Genomic DNA, 16,480 nt, shown 5'->3' on the forward strand with positions numbered 1-16,480 from the left:
CCTTTCTCGAATTAGAGCAGAATATCCGTGTAGAGCTCGGAAGCTTCCGGCTCTGGATCGTTTTGAGCGAAATCGGCGGAATCAGCGACAATGTCGCGAACTTCCTTGTCGATTTCCTTCAGCTCTTCTTCAGTGGCCCAGCCCTTTTCGATCAGGCGCTGTTTTACCTGTTCGATAGGATCGTGTTCGGAACGCATCTTCTGCACTTCGTCTTTCGAGCGATACTTCGCAGGATCAGACATTGAGTGACCGCGATAGCGATAGGTTTCCATTTCAAGGATCAGTGGACCCTTGCCGGAACGTGCCCAATCGACCGCGAACTCGGCAGCAGCAGCAACAGCACGAACGTCCATGCCGTCAACCTTGATGCCGGGAACGTTGAACGAGACACCGCGCTTGGAGAAATCTGTTTCAGCAGAAGAACGCGAAACCGATGTACCCATTGCGTAACGGTTGTTTTCAATCACGTAGATCACAGGAAGCTTCCACAGCGATGCCATGTTGAAGCTTTCGTAGACCTGGCCCTGATTGGCAGCGCCGTCTCCGAAATAAGTCACGGAAACATTATCATTGCCGCGATACTTGTTCGCGAAAGCAAGACCGGTTCCAATCGGAACCTGAGCGCCAACGATACCGTGGCCGCCGTAAAAGCCCTTCTCTTTCGAGAACATGTGCATGGAGCCGCCCTTGCCCTTGGAGTAGCCTCCACTGCGTCCGGTCAACTCGGCCATGACACCGCGTGCTTCCATACCGGTAGCAAGCATATGACCATGGTCACGGTAGGAAGTGATGATCTGATCGCCTTCCTTCAGCGCTGTCTGCATACCAACCACAACGGCTTCCTGACCGATGTAGAGATGGCAGAAGCCGCCGATGAAGCCCATACCGTAAAGCTGACCGGCCTTTTCTTCGAAACGGCGGATCAACAACATCTCACGATAAGCGTCCAGTTCCTGCTTCTTGTCGAAGTTTGCAGGCGCAGGTGCCTTGGGGGTTGTAACAGAAGACGCCTGCATTTTGCCGGCAGGCGCCCTTTTAGCCCTCGGTGCCATATCTCGCTCCCTTAAGCATCAACCCCAAAAATCGGGATCGATTTTCGGAAGGCATGATGCGTCGATTCAAATTACCAGAGCGACCCCTGCGCACCCGAAGGACGAACGGCGCTCTAAGATTGTTGTTCTATTGTGACGTTATACGGGCAATTTACAAGATACAATATGCACCCAGAGCATAGCTGCTATGCCGCCAAGCCCTTAAAAACATATCACAAAAAGACAATTAACTGGATTTGAGTTAATTCGACTTGTCTTCCCTTGAGACGATTATCGTCATTTCATCGGGATGAGAGAGATTAAGCGCCCTGCGCGCTTGCTCGTCAAGCATATCCTTTTCGATCGACCCGTCGCGCAAAAGCGTGACGCGCTTCTCAAGCGCTGCCCTGTCGGCAGTCACTTTCTCAAGCTGCTGGGTAAGCAGGCTTTTCTGTTCTTCAAGCTGGATACGGGAATAAAGACCAAACTCGCCATGATAGGCGTGAAAACCGAAATAGCTAAGAAACGCAGCCGTCAAAATAGGGAGCACAAAGCGCCCGCGGATAGATTTACGTTTCTGCTTGGTCCACATTTCGGCTTCCTTCCCGGACATTCAGAGCGACTTTGATTCTCGTCAAAAGCCGTCAATCCGATTTCCACCATGAAGCATTATTTTGCTTAACAGAGATTTACCGCAACCCGATGACAAAAGCTTATCGGGCATATTTTTTTGAAATTGAGCCTCATTTCAGCGATCAATCACACAGAATCACAAATGGCGGCTAGTGGTCTGATTCCGACATTTGCATCCCTCAGTGACCAGCACCGAACAAATGTCGGAATCAAAGGGACCATTAGCAACTTTATGAATCTGGTAGATTTTTCGAATTTGACGCTTGAAACGGCATTGATGTCATCCGGAATTCAAACGTCAAATTCAATCCATTAACGCCGCCATTTCGTCGCTAATATTTGTGGAAATCACACATCCAGAATGGTCGAGAAGCCGCCCATGATCATACGCTTGCCGTCAAAAGGCATCGTATCGCCCATTTCCTGCATGCGAGGATCACTCATCATTTTCTCGTTCGCAGCATCCCGTGTGGCCTTGTCTGGATATTCGAACCACGAGAAAACTACTTCTTCATCGGCTGTAGCCTGCACTGCACGGCGAAAATCAGTGACTTTGCCATCGGGAACATCGTCACCCCAGGCCTCAACCATTCGCGTTACGCCAAACTCCTTGAACAGCACAGCTGCCTTGGCGGCATGCTTTTGATATGTGTCTTTGTTCGCCTTTGGAACCGCAACCACAAATCCTTCAATATAAGCCATTTCTCTCTCCCTTTTTGTCCGCCCGTTTTTATTGGATGCGTTTGCCCTCGTTTCGCTTCCCGCTGAAATAGGTCAGTAAACTTAACTGGCAACCACATTTATATTGATATCAATGTAATTGGATTTGTCAAATAAGGCATGACTTGCCGCTGAAGGTAGAAGTAAGAGGCCTTGAGCCGCGTCCTGCAGGGCGGATGATTTTCTCTGGAAAAAAGAGCAGCTTACAAGAATCGTCGGGCATTCACCGCTGTGCTGTTACCGAATGCCATAAGGTCGGTGCAAGATCGTAACCACTTCCCTGCCAGCTTTCCGACGAAACTGCGTTCCAGGATGCATTGCTTTTCCAGAGGCTGAGGATCTCATCTGCTCGCATATAATTATAGTATCGGCCGAGTGCGTCATGGGCTTCATCAGCTCCATCTTTAAAACTCGCCCATAGCCAGCCACCCGGCTTTAGCGCACGGTGCATACGCTGCACGATGTCGGGTAAGTCCGCGCGATTTGCATGAAGAAGCGACGCAGATGCATAGATGGCGTCATAGCGCTCGACCGCCTCAAGCTCATGGAACAACATTTGTCTGACGGGACGATTCAAAAGCCGTGAAGCTTCTGCAGCCAGTTCGCCAGAACCATCGGTCGGATCGACGTCAAAGCCTTGCTCGAGCATAGCTTTGGCATCCTGTCCACTCCCTGTGCCAAGCTCAAGAACAAGCCCTGTGGGTCGCACGAGATTGAGAAAACTCTCCAGTCTTGGATTAACGTTGGAGCGGGCCGCATAAGCGGCTGCATTATTCGCATAAAAACCCAGCGTATCGCTCGACATAACTCTGCTCCCCATTTGCGCCCAGCGCGTCTCTCTTAAAAACCAACCAAATATGTCTGCACAAAGACGCAAAGAAAAAGGCGAGCCAAAGCCCGCCTTTACAACTCATAAAGTCACTAAAGCTTAGATGAACTTCAGCGCGCCGCGACCTGCATAACGGGCCTGCTTGCCAAGCTCTTCTTCGATACGGATAAGCTGGTTGTACTTCGCCGTACGGTCGGAACGAGCCAGCGAACCAGTTTTGATCTGGCCGCAGTTGGTTGCAACAGCGAGATCGGCAATGGTCGAATCTTCTGTTTCGCCCGAGCGATGCGACATAACTGCAGTGTAACCAGCCTTGTGAGCGGTTTCGACGGCATCCAGCGTTTCGCTGAGCGAACCAATCTGGTTGACCTTGACGAGGATCGAGTTGGCAACGCCCATCTTGATACCATCGCGCAGACGAGCCGAGTTGGTAACGAACAGATCGTCGCCAACGAGCTGGCACTTGTCGCCGATCAGATCGGTCAGATATTTCCAACCTTCCCAATCGTCTTCTGCCATACCGTCTTCAATCGAAACAATTGGGTAATCGGCAGCAAGCTTGGCAAGATACTTGGCCTGAGCCTTTGGATCGCGGGTCTTGCGCTCACCTTCATAGACGTAGTTGCCGTCCTTGAAGAATTCGGTCGCAGCACAATCGAGACCGATTGCAATGTCTTCGCCCGGCTTGAAGCCAGCCTGTTCAATCGATTCCAGTACGAAGTCGAGAGCAGCCTGTGCGCTCTTGAGGTTTGGAGCAAAGCCACCTTCGTCACCAACATTGGTGTTGTGGCCGGCATCCTTGAGACGCTTCTTGAGTGTATGGAACACTTCCGAACCATAACGGACAGCTTCGCGGATCGACGAAGCGCCAACTGGCAGGATCATGAATTCCTGGAAATCGATTGGATTGTCAGCATGTGCGCCGCCATTGATGATGTTCATCATAGGAACGGGCAGAACATGTGCATTGACGCCACCAACATAGCGGTAAAGCGGCAGGCCGGTTGCCTGTGCAGCAGCCTTGGCAACAGCAAGCGAAACACCAAGAATGGCGTTTGCACCCAGATTGCCCTTGTTTGGCGAACCGTCGAGATCAATCAACGTCTGGTCGATCAGAAGCTGGCTTTCAGCATCGATACCGGCGATTGCATCAAAAATCTTGCCGTTAACTGCTTCAACAGCCTTTTCAACGCCTTTGCCGAGATAGCGGCTACCACCGTCACGCAGTTCAACAGCTTCGTGTGCGCCAGTCGAAGCGCCCGATGGAACGGCCGCACGGCCAAAAGAGCCGTCTTCAAGCACTACGTCCACTTCGACGGTCGGGTTTCCGCGGCTATCGAGAATCTCGCGGCCAACGATGTCGATGATTGCAGTCATAGGAGCAGGTCCTTCCCAGTAGATTGCCTCGTTCTTTGTCGAGACACATTGAAGAAATCCGATTTCACATCTTCATTATAGAATTAAGAGGCAGAGGAAAATCCCCCGCCTGTGAATTCCTGATGAAATTTTAAATCGATTTAGCAATCCGGTCGAAGGCCATCAGCTTTTCGAGAAGTGCGGCCATTTTATCGATTGGCACCATGTTCGGACCATCGGACGGTGCATTGTCCGGATCCTGATGCGTTTCAATGAAAACACCGGCAACACCAACAGCAACCGCCGCACTTGCAAGCGTCTGGACAAATTCGCGCTGACCACCGGAAGAACCACCCTGCCCACCGGGCTGCTGTACCGAATGGGTCGCATCAAAAATCACAGGCGAACCAAAGCTGGCCATGATCGGCAGCGAACGCATATCGGAAACAAGTGTATTGTAACCAAACGACGCACCACGTTCCGTTGCCATTACGTTTGGATTGCCATTTTCAGTAATCTTGGCAAGCACATTCTTCATGTCCCACGGCGCAAGAAACTGGCCCTTCTTCACATTGACCGCACGACCGGTCTTTGCGGCAGCGATCAGCAGGTCCGTTTGGCGGCAAAGAAATGCCGGAATCTGCAAGACATCGACCACATCAGCAACAGCCGCGCATTGCGCTTCTGTATGAATGTCAGTCAGAACAGGAAAGCCGAATTCTTTCTTGAGGTCGGCAAAAACTTCGAGCGCCTTTTCAAGGCCAATGCCGCGCTGCGCGCTGAGCGAGGTGCGGTTCGCCTTGTCAAAGCTCGACTTATAAACGAGGCCCATGCCAAGCTTATTGGTGATCTCAACCAGACGGCCAGCCATATCGAACGCGTGTTCACGGCTTTCCATCTGGCAAGGTCCAGCGATCAGCGCCAGTGGAGCACTATTGGAGAACGTAACATTGCCGATTTGAACGGCAGATTTTGCGGTCGTCATGACTTGGAACCTTCAAATACAAACAACGCCCCCTGGCCCGGAGCCGGAGTGACGAAAATACGGCTCTCGCTCTTTGTGAAAGCGATTCCGTTACGAACAAGAAGTTGCTCAACCGCATAAAGCGAAGCAACCGGGAAGACCAGACCTGCAAGTCGCAATCCACGACCATGAAGGACCGGCGACCATCCAAAACAGCAATCAAACTGTGTCGGCGTCATAACTGCTATATCGGAATTGCTGGCGGAAATTGCCAGAGAACCGTCTTCCTCTTGGCGAGCGGGTGAATGAAAGACACCTTGAAGCAGACTTGAGAAGTCTTCAGGACTCTCTTCACACAGTAATATCTGGCGCAAACCCGTCACACCATTTTCATGGGCGATCAGATGCGAGCGGTCGGTTTTTGGGTAAGCCAGACGCTGACAGGTGAAGAAAAATGCATCTGGCGCACGCAGATCAGCAGCAAAGGCCAGTCGAAAACTGCCTTTCTCGCGCTTGCCGTCAGATGACGTAAATGCTCGCGAAAACTCGACCATGCGACCGCCGGAAATGCCGCGGCGTTTGAATTCCGTATGATCGCCGCGCGAATCATCGGTCTTGAAGGCTATTCCAGAAAAACCATCGTCGCCGTTACGAAAACGGTAAGATAAATCGCGCTGGATAAAGCTATTGTTTCGCTGTGCGGCGGCGTCGTAAAGCGGCGCACGATCCACAGCCAGCATTTCAAGATAGGTATCGTCTGCGAAAAAACTGCAGACATTGGCTGTACCGAATGGATGTTGCGCATCCGGTGCCACTGTAAATCCTAAGAGAGAAAGTCTCTTGCGCGCCTCGTCAAGTTGGGCCACCGGCAAAACCAGATGGTCAATCGAACGAGCATTGCGCGCAAGAGGATTATTCATGCATCAAACCAGTCTACCCTGATCCATCGCAGCTGCGATGAAGGACGCGAACAGCGGATGCGGTTCAAACGGACGCGACTTCAGTTCCGGATGGTACTGTACGCCGATGAACCAAGGATGATCAGCATATTCGACCGTTTCTGGCAGAACGCCGTCAGGTGACATGCCGGAGAATACCAGACCGCATTCTTCCAGACGATCCTTATAGTCAACGTTCACTTCGTAGCGGTGACGATGACGTTCAGAAATCTCGGTTGAACCGTAAATCTCAGCAATACGCGTTCCAGCCTTAAGCGTGGATTCGTAAGCGCCAAGACGCATCGTGCCACCCAGATCGCCTGACCTCGTACGCTTCTCGAGCATATTGCCCTTGAGCCACTCGGTCATCAGACCGACAACAGGTTCCTTCGTCGGGCCGAACTCGGTCGAAGAGGCATTCTCGATACCGGCGAGATTACGCGCGGCTTCAAGACATGCCATCTGCATACCGAAGCAGATGCCAAAGTAAGGCACCTTGCGCTCGCGTGCGAATTTTGCGGCAAGGATTTTGCCTTCTGCACCACGTTCACCAAAGCCACCCGGCACCAGAATGCCGTGAACCTTTTCCAGATGCGGAGCCGGGTCTTCACTTTCAAAGACTTCTGCTTCGATCCAGTCGAGATTGACCTTAACCTTATTGGCGATGCCACCATGCTGAAGTGCTTCGATCAGCGATTTATAAGCATCCTTGAGCTCGGTATATTTGCCAACAACGGCAATCGTCACTTCGCCTTCAGGATTATGGATAAGATGGGAAATTCCTTCCCAACGTTCCATACGCGGCTTCGGAGCAGGTTCGATACCAAAAGCTGCGAGGACTTCGTTGTCGAGACCTTCCTTATGATATGCAATAGGCACATCATAAATGGTTGAAACGTCGAGCGCCTGAATGACTGCGCTTTCACGCACATTACAGAACAGCGACAGCTTACGACGTTCAGAAGCCGGAATCTCGCGATCCGCACGCACCAGAAGAATATCGGGAGCAATACCGATCGAACGCAGTTCTTTGACAGAATGCTGCGTTGGTTTGGTCTTCAGTTCGCCTGCCGCAGGAATATACGGCATCAGTGTCAGGTGAATATAAACCGCGCTGTTGCGTGGCAGCTCATTGCCGAGCTGACGAATGGCTTCAAGGAACGGCATGGCTTCGATATCGCCAACCGTACCGCCAATTTCGCACAGGACGAAATCATACTCGTCATTACCTTCAAGGATGAAATTTTTGATTTCATCCGTGACGTGTGGAATGACCTGAACTGTTGCACCGAGATAATCGCCGCGACGTTCTTTTTCGATGATATTGCGGTAAATGCGACCGGTTGTGATGTTGTCCCGCTGATTTGCAGGACGACCGGTGAACCGCTCGTAATGGCCCAGATCAAGGTCTGTTTCAGCACCATCGTCAGTGACGAACACCTCACCATGCTGGTAAGGCGACATCGTGCCAGGGTCGACATTGAGATAAGGGTCGAGTTTACGGATACGCACGCGGTAACCACGTGCCTGAAGGAGTGCAGCCAGAGCTGCTGCGGCAATGCCTTTTCCGAGGGAAGAAACCACGCCGCCTGTGATGAATACATATCGCGCCATGGGCTTATGTCGTTAGACCCTTCTGATTGATTCCGCCACTAAAAAAAGTGCGGTTGGCGTTTTTTCCAGCAACTTCACACCTGATTACGCGCATAAAGCGAAAAGCCAGATGTAAATATCGAATTGCGTGTGCGCAAATTTTCAAACTTCAGTTCTTTGCGCGCACGAAAAAAGGCCGGGGAAATCCCGGCCTTTCGGGTAATCTTTATAAAAGATCAGAGAACGACGACTTTTGCGCCCATACCAACACGGTCATAGAGATCCATGACATCTTCATTGGTCATACGGAAGCAGCCGTTTGAAGCCGGGCTGCCAATCGTCCATGGCTGTGTCGTGCCGTGAATACGAATATACGTATCCTTGTTGCCCTGGAACAGATACATGGCGCGCGAGCCAAGCGGATTGCCCGGGCCGCCATCCATGCCGTTCTTGTAACGGCTATACTGTCCTGGATTGCGTTCGATCATTTCCTTGGTTGGAATCCAGCGTGGCCATTCGCGCTTGGCGTTGACGTTCGCTGTTCCCTTGAATTCAAGACCAACTTTACCCACTGCAATGCCGTAGCGGCGGGCTGTCGTTGAGCTTTCTACGAGATAAAGGAAATACTTTGCTGGGTCGATCACGATCGTTCCTGGCTCATAGCCCGTGAAAGAAACGGTCTGTGACTGATAACGCGGATCAATGTTATAGCGATTCAGAGCAACCTTCTTCGCAGCACCTGCGTTTGAAGCGCTCTTCTTTTTCTTCTTGGCAGGCTTTTCCTTGGCGTCACTGGCCATGGCGACCTGCTGAACATTTGTTGCCGCAGCATCAAGCTCGGCTTCAGCGCCAGCCGCACCTGCGGCAAAACTTGGGCCCGTAAGTCCAATGCAAAGGCTTGCAATGCCAGCCATCAAAATAAAACGTGAAGACATGATCTGTTCCCGAAAACCCAAGCAATGCGGAAAACACCTGCCGCAGTATCGCGTTCAGGCTTTCGCTTTCCATACTGTAAACAGACGCACTACTCAATTATCCACATAGGCTATCCCTCACGATTCGAGAGGGCCTATTGCCTGCGTGCAACACTTTGCGAGCATTTAACTAACAAAAAGAAAACCGGCCCTTTCGAGCCGGTTTTCAAATTTCAGCAGTTACGAAGCCCTTACTGGGAGCTTGGAACCTGTGGAGCCTGCGGCTGCGTGCTATCAGGCTGAGCTGGCGTGGTGATCGGCGCAGAGCCCGAAGCAGGTGCTTCAGTCTCATTGGTGCGCGAAGATTCGCCGCCAAGCTGATTGAGAATACCACCGCCAGTACCAGTCCCACCCGCAGGAGGATTCTGTGTGCTGCCGGCCGCCGGGATACGGTTCAGAATGTCCGTCGGCTTTTCACCATAACGGGCCATGATGCCGAGAACGAGCGACGTGGCGAAAAAGATGATCGCAAGAATAGCTGTCGTACGGGTCAGCGCATTGGCTGCGCCGCGCGCCGTCATGAAGCCCGAACCACCGCCGATACCAAGGCCACCGCCCTCGGAACGCTGGATGAGCACAACGCCAACAAGCGCCAGAACGATCAACAAATGAATGACAATGACTACGGTCTGCATAGGTTAAGGTCTTTATATCTCTGGACTAATGCGTAACCGGGAAAAACCATGAGATTTCCACCCCGGACAGCGATGATACAAATAGATAGAGCGGCTCTTTACACGCTATTGTGTGATAATCCAAGCCCTGCGCCCCAGATAGATTACGGGACGCAGTTACTGCTCACAGATTGCGATAGGTTTCGCATATGGCAAGGAAGTCAGTTGCTTTCAAGCTGGCTCCGCCCACCAGTGCGCCATCGACATCTGGCACGCTCAGCAATTCAATCGCGTTGGTCGGCTTAACCGAACCACCATAAAGAAGACGCAAATGCGCGCCACTCGCACCAAAGCGCTCAGTCAGCTTCTCACGCATGAAAGCATGAGCTGCGCGAACGTCCTGAACAGTGGGTGTCAAACCTGTGCCAATCGCCCATACAGGTTCATAAGCAACAATAGTGTTTTCGGCCTTCACACCTTCTGGCAGTGAAGCAGCGAGCTGATCGCCAATCACATCAAGTGTGCGATCAGCCTTGCGTTCATCAGCTGTTTCGCCAACGCAGACAATTGCGATCAGGCCAGCAGCCCAGGCAGATTCGGTTTTGCTGCGAACCAGTTCATTGGCTTCATGATGATCCGAGCGGCGCTCCGAGTGACCAAGAATGACGTGGCTTGCACCGGCTTCTTTAAGCATTTGGGCTGAAACATCGCCCGTATGAGCACCCGATACTTTCGGATGGCAATCCTGACCGCCCAGTGCAACTGTTTCACTTTCTAGTGTTTCAGCAGCTCGTGACAGCAATGTCGCCGGAACGCAGATGACAGCATCAAGCTTACGACCCAAATCGGAACTCAGACCCGCAGCAATCGCGCGCAGTTCCGTTAGGGATTCTCCCGTACCATTCATTTTCCAGTTGCCAGCAACCAGCGGACGGATTCCCGGAGTCATGTCATTCTCCTCGCCTTGAACGACGCCAACCTTCTATTAAAGTGTATGCGGCGCCAAATTTTGCCACTGACTAAGCGTATTCGTCACGCAATGCAACGTTCTTGGTGGTCGATACTCAATGAGAACTTGCATCGGGGCCTAGCTTAAGGTTATCCCCTCACACGGCTTATCTTTATCGATAGCCGGGCTTTGTTTTGTTCTTAAAGGGTTTCCAATGCTCGACAGTATGCGTGATGCCGCCAGATCCTGGGTTGCTAAGCTTCTTCTCGGCCTCCTTGTTCTGAGTTTTGCAGTCTGGGGTATCGCAGATGCATTCCGAGGCGACGCGTCCGGAAGTGCAGCGTTAAGTGCTGGCAAGTCGGAAGTGAGCCCGACAGATTATCGCTTTGCCTATGAGCAGCAGCTGATGCGTTTGTCACAGCAGTTCCGCCAGCGACTAACCCGTGAGCAAGCGCAACAGCTCGGCGTTGAAAATCAGGTTCTTGCGCAGCTCGCAGCAGGTGTTGTCCTGGATGAACAGGCCCGCAACATGCAACTTGGTCTTTCCAAGGATGGAATCGCGCGCCTTACCGGCGAAGATCCGTCATTCCATGATGCGAGTGGCAATTTCAGCCGTGCGCAGTTTGATGCAGTTCTGCGCCAGTCCAACATCAGGCCGCAGGATTACCTCGACAATCGTGCGAAGGTTGCCCGTCGCCAGCAGATTGTTGAAGCCGCGACCGATGGCTTGAAAATGCCAAATACGATGCTGAAAGCGCTTGCTCTTTATCAGGGTGAAAGCCGCAGCGCCGATTACATCACTATTCCAGCCGAAAAAGCTGATGCTGTTCCTGCCCCTTCTGATGATGCTCTCAAGACCTATTTCGATGAGCACAAGGAAGATTACAAGGCACCAGAATATCGCAAAATCACCTATGTGAAGCTTGAGCCTTCGGATATTTCCGATCCAGCCGCAGTCACGCAGGATGAAATCACCGAATATTATGAGAAAAACAAAGGTCGCTTCAGCACCACTGAAACGCGCACCATTGAACAGCTGAACTTTGCTGACGAAGCTGCCGCTCAGGCCGCGCAGCAGAAAATCGCATCCGGTACGAGCTTTGTCGATATCGGCAAGGAACAAGGCAAGAGCGAAGCTGATCTGGTTCTTGGAACTTTTGAAAAGTCTGTTCTTCCAGATGCAACTATCGCGGAAGCAGCATTTGCGCTCAATGAAGGCGGCGTGAGCGACGTGGTCAAGGGTGCTTTCGGTCCGGTTATTCTCCGCGTTACGAAAGTAAACGCAGCTAACGTAAAAGCGCAGTCAGACGTTGAAGCCGAAATTCGCGATACGGTCGCAACCAACATTGCAATCAGCGGCATCAACGGTCTCCACGACTCATACGAACAGCAGCGTTCAGACGGTGCAAGCATGGCTGATGTTGCCAAGGGTCTGAGCCTCAAGGCTGTAACAGTTGAAGCTGTTGACGCCGAAGGCAATGACCCTGCTGGCAATGCGGTCGAACTTCCAAATTCAGAAGCACTGCTTTCAGCGGCATTCCAGGCTGAACAAGGCTTTGACAATGATGCGCTGACCATGGGTAACACCGGCTACCTTTGGTACCAGATTGATGGCACCACCCCTGCCCGCGACCGCACACTTGATGAAGTCAAGGACAAGGTTGTTGCAGCATGGAAGGGTGAAGAGGCCGTCAAGCGTCTCAATCAACGCATGGAAGACCTGAAGAAGCGCCTCGATGCCGGCGAAGCATTTGACGCAATTGCTGCAGAAGCTGGCGTTGAAAAGCAGACCAAGCGCGGCATCACCCGTAATACAAATGATGCTGATTTCAGCTCGGCTGCGACCGCACAGGTTTTCCGTGGACCAAATAACCATACGGGCACAGCTGCCGCCGCCTCTGATGACGCGCAGATTCTGTTCAAGGTTGTCGAAGTCACAGAACCAACGGCTGCCGGCCCTGAAGCAATTCCGGAACAGCAGCAGACCTATCTGTCCACGACGCTGACCGATGACGTTCTGGAACAGCTGGTTGGCGAGTTGCAGAAGCAGTATCCGGTACGGATCAATCAGGCGGCCATCAGTAACGCATTGGCATTCTAACCAGCGACAGGCCCGATACAGGTATATGATAATGGCTGACTTAAAACCCTATATCGCCAAGGCTGCCTCCGGCAATCCATTGTCGCTGGAGGATTCCAAAGCAGCCTTTGATATTATGATGTCCGGACAGGCAACGCCTTCACAAATTGGCGGCTTCCTTATGGCGTTGCGTGTGCGCGGTGAAACAGTGCCTGAAATTGCTGGGGCTGTCGCATCCATGCGTTCACGTATGCTGCCCGTTTCAGCGCCTGCAGATGCAGTCGATATCGTGGGCACCGGCGGCGATCAGTCAGGTTCCTACAACGTATCGAGCTGCTCGGCTTTCGTTGTCGCAGGTGCAGGTGTGCCTGTTGCCAAGCACGGCAATCGCGCCCTTTCCTCGCGTTCGGGTGCTGCGGATGCGCTCGCAGCCCTTGGCGTCAACATTGAAGCTGATGCAGACACGATTGGCCGCAGCATCAATGAAGCCGGTCTCGGATTCATGTTTGCACCGACCCACCACTCGGCAATGCGTCATGTCGGTCCATCGCGTGTTGAACTTGGTACCCGTACCATTTTCAACCTGCTTGGACCGCTCTCCAACCCGGCAAGTGTCAAGCGTCAGCTGGTTGGCGTATTCTCGGCAGAATGGGTAGAGCCTCTTGCTCAGGTTCTGAAAGAACTCGGTTCTGAAACCGCGTGGGTTGTCTATGGTGATGGTCTCGATGAGATGACGACAGCGGGCACCACGAAGATTGCAGCACTGGAAAACGGCACGATTCGCACGTTCGAGATTGAGCCTGAAGATGTGGGCTTGAGCCGCGTCGACATGTCGGAACTCAAAGGCGGCGAAGCTGACGTAAACGCCAGGGCTTTGCTCGGCGTTCTCAAAGGTGATCAAAACGCCTATCGCGATATCGTGTTGTTAAATTCTGCGGCAGCACTCGTCATTTCGGGTAAGGCAAAAGACCTGAAAGACGGCATCGCCCTCGCCGCGAAATCAATCGATAGCGGTTCAGCGCTAGCAGTTCTGCAAAAAGTTATCGCCATATCCAATGATAAGCCGCTCTGACGGAGAGGATCAAACCATGTCCACCGACATTCTGCGGAAAATCGAAGCCTATAAGCGCGAAGAGATCGCTGCTGCCAAGGCCCGCCTGCCACTTGAAGAAGTGAAGGCGCACGCCAAGGATCAGCCTTCGACACGCGGCTTCCTAAAGGCACTTGAAGCAAAGCGCGCGGCAAACAAGTTTGCGCTTATCGCCGAGATCAAAAAAGCAAGCCCTTCCAAGGGACTCATTCGCCCAGATTTTGATCCACCGGCATTGGCAAAAGCCTATGAAGAAGGCGGCGCTGCCTGCCTTTCCGTACTGACTGACACGCCGTCCTTTCAGGGTGCGCCGGAGTTTCTGACAGCTGCACGTGATGCCTGCGGTTTACCGGCGCTGCGCAAGGATTTCCTTTTCGATACCTATCAGGTCTATGAAGCGCGTAGCTGGGGTGCAGACTGCATCCTGATCATTCTCTCAAGCGTCGATGACGATCTCGCAAAAGCGCTTGAAGACACTGCTTTTGAACTTGGTATGGATGCACTCATTGAAGTTCATGACGAAGAGGAAATGGAACGAGCGCTCAAGCTCTCTTCGCGTCTCGTCGGCGTCAACAATCGCAATCTGCGCACATTCGAAGTCGATCTTGCCGTTTCCGAGCGTCTTGCAAGGATGGCGACGCCAGACCGTCTGCTGGTAGGTGAAAGCGGTATTTTCACCCATGATGACTGCCTGCGTCTTGAGAAGTCAAGAATCGGCACCTTCCTCATCGGAGAAAGCCTGATGCGCCAGGAAGATGTTGCTACCGCAACCCGTGAACTTCTGACCGGCAAGGCCTAAGTTATGGCGGCCAAGCTCACCCATATCGACCAGACAGGCGCGGCCAATATGGTTGACGTCGGCGATAAGGCTGAGACAGAGCGCCAGGCGACTGCTGAAGGCTCCGTTAGAATGAAGCCCGAAACGCTGGCGCTCATTCTGGAAGGCAATGCTGCCAAGGGTGACGTTATCGGCACCGCACGTCTCGCGGGCATCATGGCCGCAAAGAAGACCGCCGACCTAATTCCCCTTTGCCATCCCCTTATGTTGACCAAAGTGTCGGTTGATATCGAACCGGATCAGACGCTTCCCGGTCTGCGTGTGCGTGCGACGGCAAAGCTTAAAGGCCGCACGGGCGTTGAAATGGAAGCGCTGACTGCCGTTTCAATCACCTGCCTGACCATTTACGACATGGCAAAAGCAGTCGATCGCCATATGGAAATCATCGACATTCGCGTTTTGGCAAAAAGCGGCGGCAAGTCGGGCGACTGGAAAGCCTGAATATCTGGCGCATCGGCACTCAAATCGGAATCGATTTCAGGAAAGCACGATGCGTAGATTCAATAGTTGAGAGTGTGCTTTGTGTGTCCGAAAGGACGCACGGCGCTCTGGACGAGAGGAAATCCTATGTCCCTTCTCCCTGTCGATGAAGCACTTGCACGCATCTTAAGCACCGCTGAGCCACAGGGGTTTGAGCAGGTTTCGCTTGCTTCCGCCGGAGGCCGCGTCGTTGCGGAACGGGTCACAGCAAAACTGCTGCAACCGCCATTCGATTGTTCCGCCATGGATGGCTATGCACTCATCGCACCTCAGAATATCGAATATCCTATTGAGCTTAGGGTTATCGGAGAATCAGCAGCTGGTAAGCGATTTGAAGGTAAGCTCAATGAAGGCGCAGCCGTGCGCATCTTCACCGGAGCACCTATGCCCGAGGGCGCCGACTGCATTGTCATTCAGGAAGACACAGAACGCTCTGGTGACAAACTGACGATCCAACAGGGGCTTGATAAGGGACGTCATATCCGCCGCGCAGGCCTTGATTTTGCACCCGGCGATACGGTCCTGCCAATTGGGCGGGAACTGGACGCCCCGGCATTGTCCCTTGCTGCAGCAAGCGGCAATGCAACTGTTTCCGTTTTTAAACAGCCCCGGATTGCCATTCTCGCCACAGGGGATGAACTCGTGCCCCCCGGAGTGATCCCCGGCCCCGATCAGATCGTGGCTTCAAACAGTTTGGGGATAGCTGAGATCGTGCGCCGCGCCGGTGGCAAACCCGAAGATATGGGCATCATCATTGATGATCCCGCAAAGATCGAATCAGCAATCGACAGTGTGCTCGACGATGGTATTGATATCCTTGTCACTATTGGGGGAGCATCGGTTGGTGATCGCGATTTCGTCCATAGCGCGTTGAAAAACTGCGGTGTCGATCTCGATTTCTGGAAAATTGCCATGCGTCCCGGCAAACCACTCATGTACGGTCGCAAAACGGTTGCCGGAAAGACCGTGCACGTCATCGGGCTTCCCGGAAACCCGGTTTCGAGCCTTGTTTGCAGCCTCGTATTCCTACGTCCACTTGTAGCGCAACTATCCGGCTCTGCTCTGACAGCAGATATTCGGCCCGCACGTCTTGGTCAGCCGATGAATGCAAATGATCACCGCCGCGACTTTGTTCGTTCTACGGTCGAACAGGCTGTTGATGGAACCTTGATCGTAACGCCCCTTCCTATCCAGGATTCGTCAATGCTTTCAGCTTTAGTCCGCTCCAATGCGTTACTGATCAGAGATGAAAATGCACCCGCTGCGACGGCTGGTGAGGCATGCACAATATTGATGCTGTAACAAGCACCACCAATTCCGGCCTTACGTTAACAATTTTAAAACCATTGCAGAACAAGACTGGAACATATAGGGTTCGTTCTGGTTTTGTT

Annotated in this window: 16 protein-coding genes; 5 read left to right on the forward strand and 11 right to left on the reverse strand. The window is 52.6% G+C overall.

Features of this window, described 5'->3' with window-relative positions; translation table 11 throughout:
- Positions 1–11 precede the first annotated feature (11 nt).
- From pdhA to tpiA, 11 genes are all read right to left on the reverse strand, one after another.
- A complete protein-coding gene (gene pdhA, locus CEV32_RS12095; RefSeq protein WP_094577354.1) occupies positions 12–1,052 on the reverse strand; it encodes a pyruvate dehydrogenase (acetyl-transferring) E1 component subunit alpha in 1,041 nt (346 codons plus the stop codon).
- Between the two features lie 241 nt (positions 1,053–1,293).
- Positions 1,294–1,623 carry an FtsB family cell division protein gene (locus CEV32_RS12100; RefSeq protein WP_094577490.1) on the reverse strand — a complete coding sequence of 110 codons (330 nt, stop codon included), beginning with the start codon at positions 1,621–1,623 and terminating at the stop codon, positions 1,294–1,296.
- Positions 1,624–2,012: 389 nt separating this feature from the next.
- Entirely contained in the window at positions 2,013–2,366 is a 354-nt protein-coding gene (locus tag CEV32_RS12105; RefSeq protein ID WP_094577355.1) for a DUF1428 domain-containing protein, read from the reverse strand.
- A gap of 241 nt (positions 2,367–2,607) precedes the next feature.
- On the reverse strand, positions 2,608–3,189 hold the full coding sequence (locus CEV32_RS12110) for a class I SAM-dependent methyltransferase (protein WP_094577356.1): 582 nt from the start codon (positions 3,187–3,189) through the stop codon (positions 2,608–2,610).
- Between the two features lie 123 nt (positions 3,190–3,312).
- Positions 3,313–4,590, reverse strand: a complete 1,278-nt coding sequence (eno, locus tag CEV32_RS12115) for a phosphopyruvate hydratase (protein ID WP_094577357.1) — start codon at positions 4,588–4,590, stop codon at positions 3,313–3,315.
- A gap of 130 nt (positions 4,591–4,720) precedes the next feature.
- The gene (gene kdsA, locus CEV32_RS12120) at positions 4,721–5,554 is read right to left on the reverse strand and encodes a 3-deoxy-8-phosphooctulonate synthase (protein WP_094577358.1); all 834 of its coding nucleotides are present in this window, start codon (positions 5,552–5,554) and stop codon (positions 4,721–4,723) included.
- On the reverse strand, positions 5,551–6,453 hold the full coding sequence (locus CEV32_RS12125) for a VOC family protein (protein WP_094577359.1): 903 nt from the start codon (positions 6,451–6,453) through the stop codon (positions 5,551–5,553). The genes kdsA and CEV32_RS12125 overlap by 4 nt, the downstream gene beginning before the upstream one ends.
- Before the next feature lie 3 nt (positions 6,454–6,456).
- Positions 6,457–8,085 carry a CTP synthase gene (locus CEV32_RS12130; protein WP_094577360.1) on the reverse strand — a complete coding sequence of 543 codons (1,629 nt, stop codon included), beginning with the start codon at positions 8,083–8,085 and terminating at the stop codon, positions 6,457–6,459.
- Positions 8,086–8,300: 215 nt separating this feature from the next.
- The gene (locus tag CEV32_RS12135) at positions 8,301–8,999 is read right to left on the reverse strand and encodes a L,D-transpeptidase (protein WP_094577361.1); all 699 of its coding nucleotides are present in this window, start codon (positions 8,997–8,999) and stop codon (positions 8,301–8,303) included.
- Positions 9,000–9,229: 230 nt separating this feature from the next.
- Positions 9,230–9,673 carry a preprotein translocase subunit SecG gene (gene secG, locus CEV32_RS12140; RefSeq protein ID WP_094577362.1) on the reverse strand — a complete coding sequence of 148 codons (444 nt, stop codon included), beginning with the start codon at positions 9,671–9,673 and terminating at the stop codon, positions 9,230–9,232.
- Positions 9,674–9,836: 163 nt separating this feature from the next.
- Positions 9,837–10,601, reverse strand: a complete 765-nt coding sequence (gene tpiA / locus CEV32_RS12145) for a triose-phosphate isomerase (protein WP_094577363.1) — start codon at positions 10,599–10,601, stop codon at positions 9,837–9,839.
- A 214-nt stretch (positions 10,602–10,815) separates the two neighbouring features.
- Between tpiA and CEV32_RS12150 the strand changes: the two genes are divergently transcribed.
- The 5 genes from CEV32_RS12150 to CEV32_RS12170 all read left to right on the forward strand — a co-directional run bounded on the left by CEV32_RS12150 (position 10,816) and on the right by CEV32_RS12170 (position 16,391).
- A complete protein-coding gene (locus CEV32_RS12150) occupies positions 10,816–12,702 on the forward strand; it encodes a peptidyl-prolyl cis-trans isomerase (RefSeq protein ID WP_094577364.1) in 1,887 nt (628 codons plus the stop codon).
- A 31-nt stretch (positions 12,703–12,733) separates the two neighbouring features.
- Positions 12,734–13,753: an anthranilate phosphoribosyltransferase gene (trpD, locus tag CEV32_RS12155; protein ID WP_094577365.1), complete on the forward strand. Its 1,020-nt coding sequence runs from the start codon at positions 12,734–12,736 to the stop codon at positions 13,751–13,753.
- 16 nt (positions 13,754–13,769) lie between these two features.
- Entirely contained in the window at positions 13,770–14,570 is an 801-nt protein-coding gene (trpC, locus tag CEV32_RS12160) for an indole-3-glycerol phosphate synthase TrpC (protein WP_094577366.1), read from the forward strand.
- Between the two features lie 3 nt (positions 14,571–14,573).
- Positions 14,574–15,050 carry a cyclic pyranopterin monophosphate synthase MoaC gene (gene moaC, locus CEV32_RS12165; RefSeq protein WP_094577367.1) on the forward strand — a complete coding sequence of 159 codons (477 nt, stop codon included), beginning with the start codon at positions 14,574–14,576 and terminating at the stop codon, positions 15,048–15,050.
- 126 nt (positions 15,051–15,176) lie between these two features.
- Complete coding sequence (locus CEV32_RS12170) at positions 15,177–16,391, forward strand: molybdopterin molybdotransferase MoeA (protein ID WP_094577368.1); 1,215 nt, start codon at positions 15,177–15,179, stop codon at positions 16,389–16,391.
- Positions 16,392–16,480 lie beyond the last annotated feature (89 nt).

Origin of the sequence: Brucella rhizosphaerae, from assembly GCF_002252475.1 — a bacterium.
GTDB lineage: Bacteria > Pseudomonadota > Alphaproteobacteria > Rhizobiales > Rhizobiaceae > Brucella > Brucella rhizosphaerae.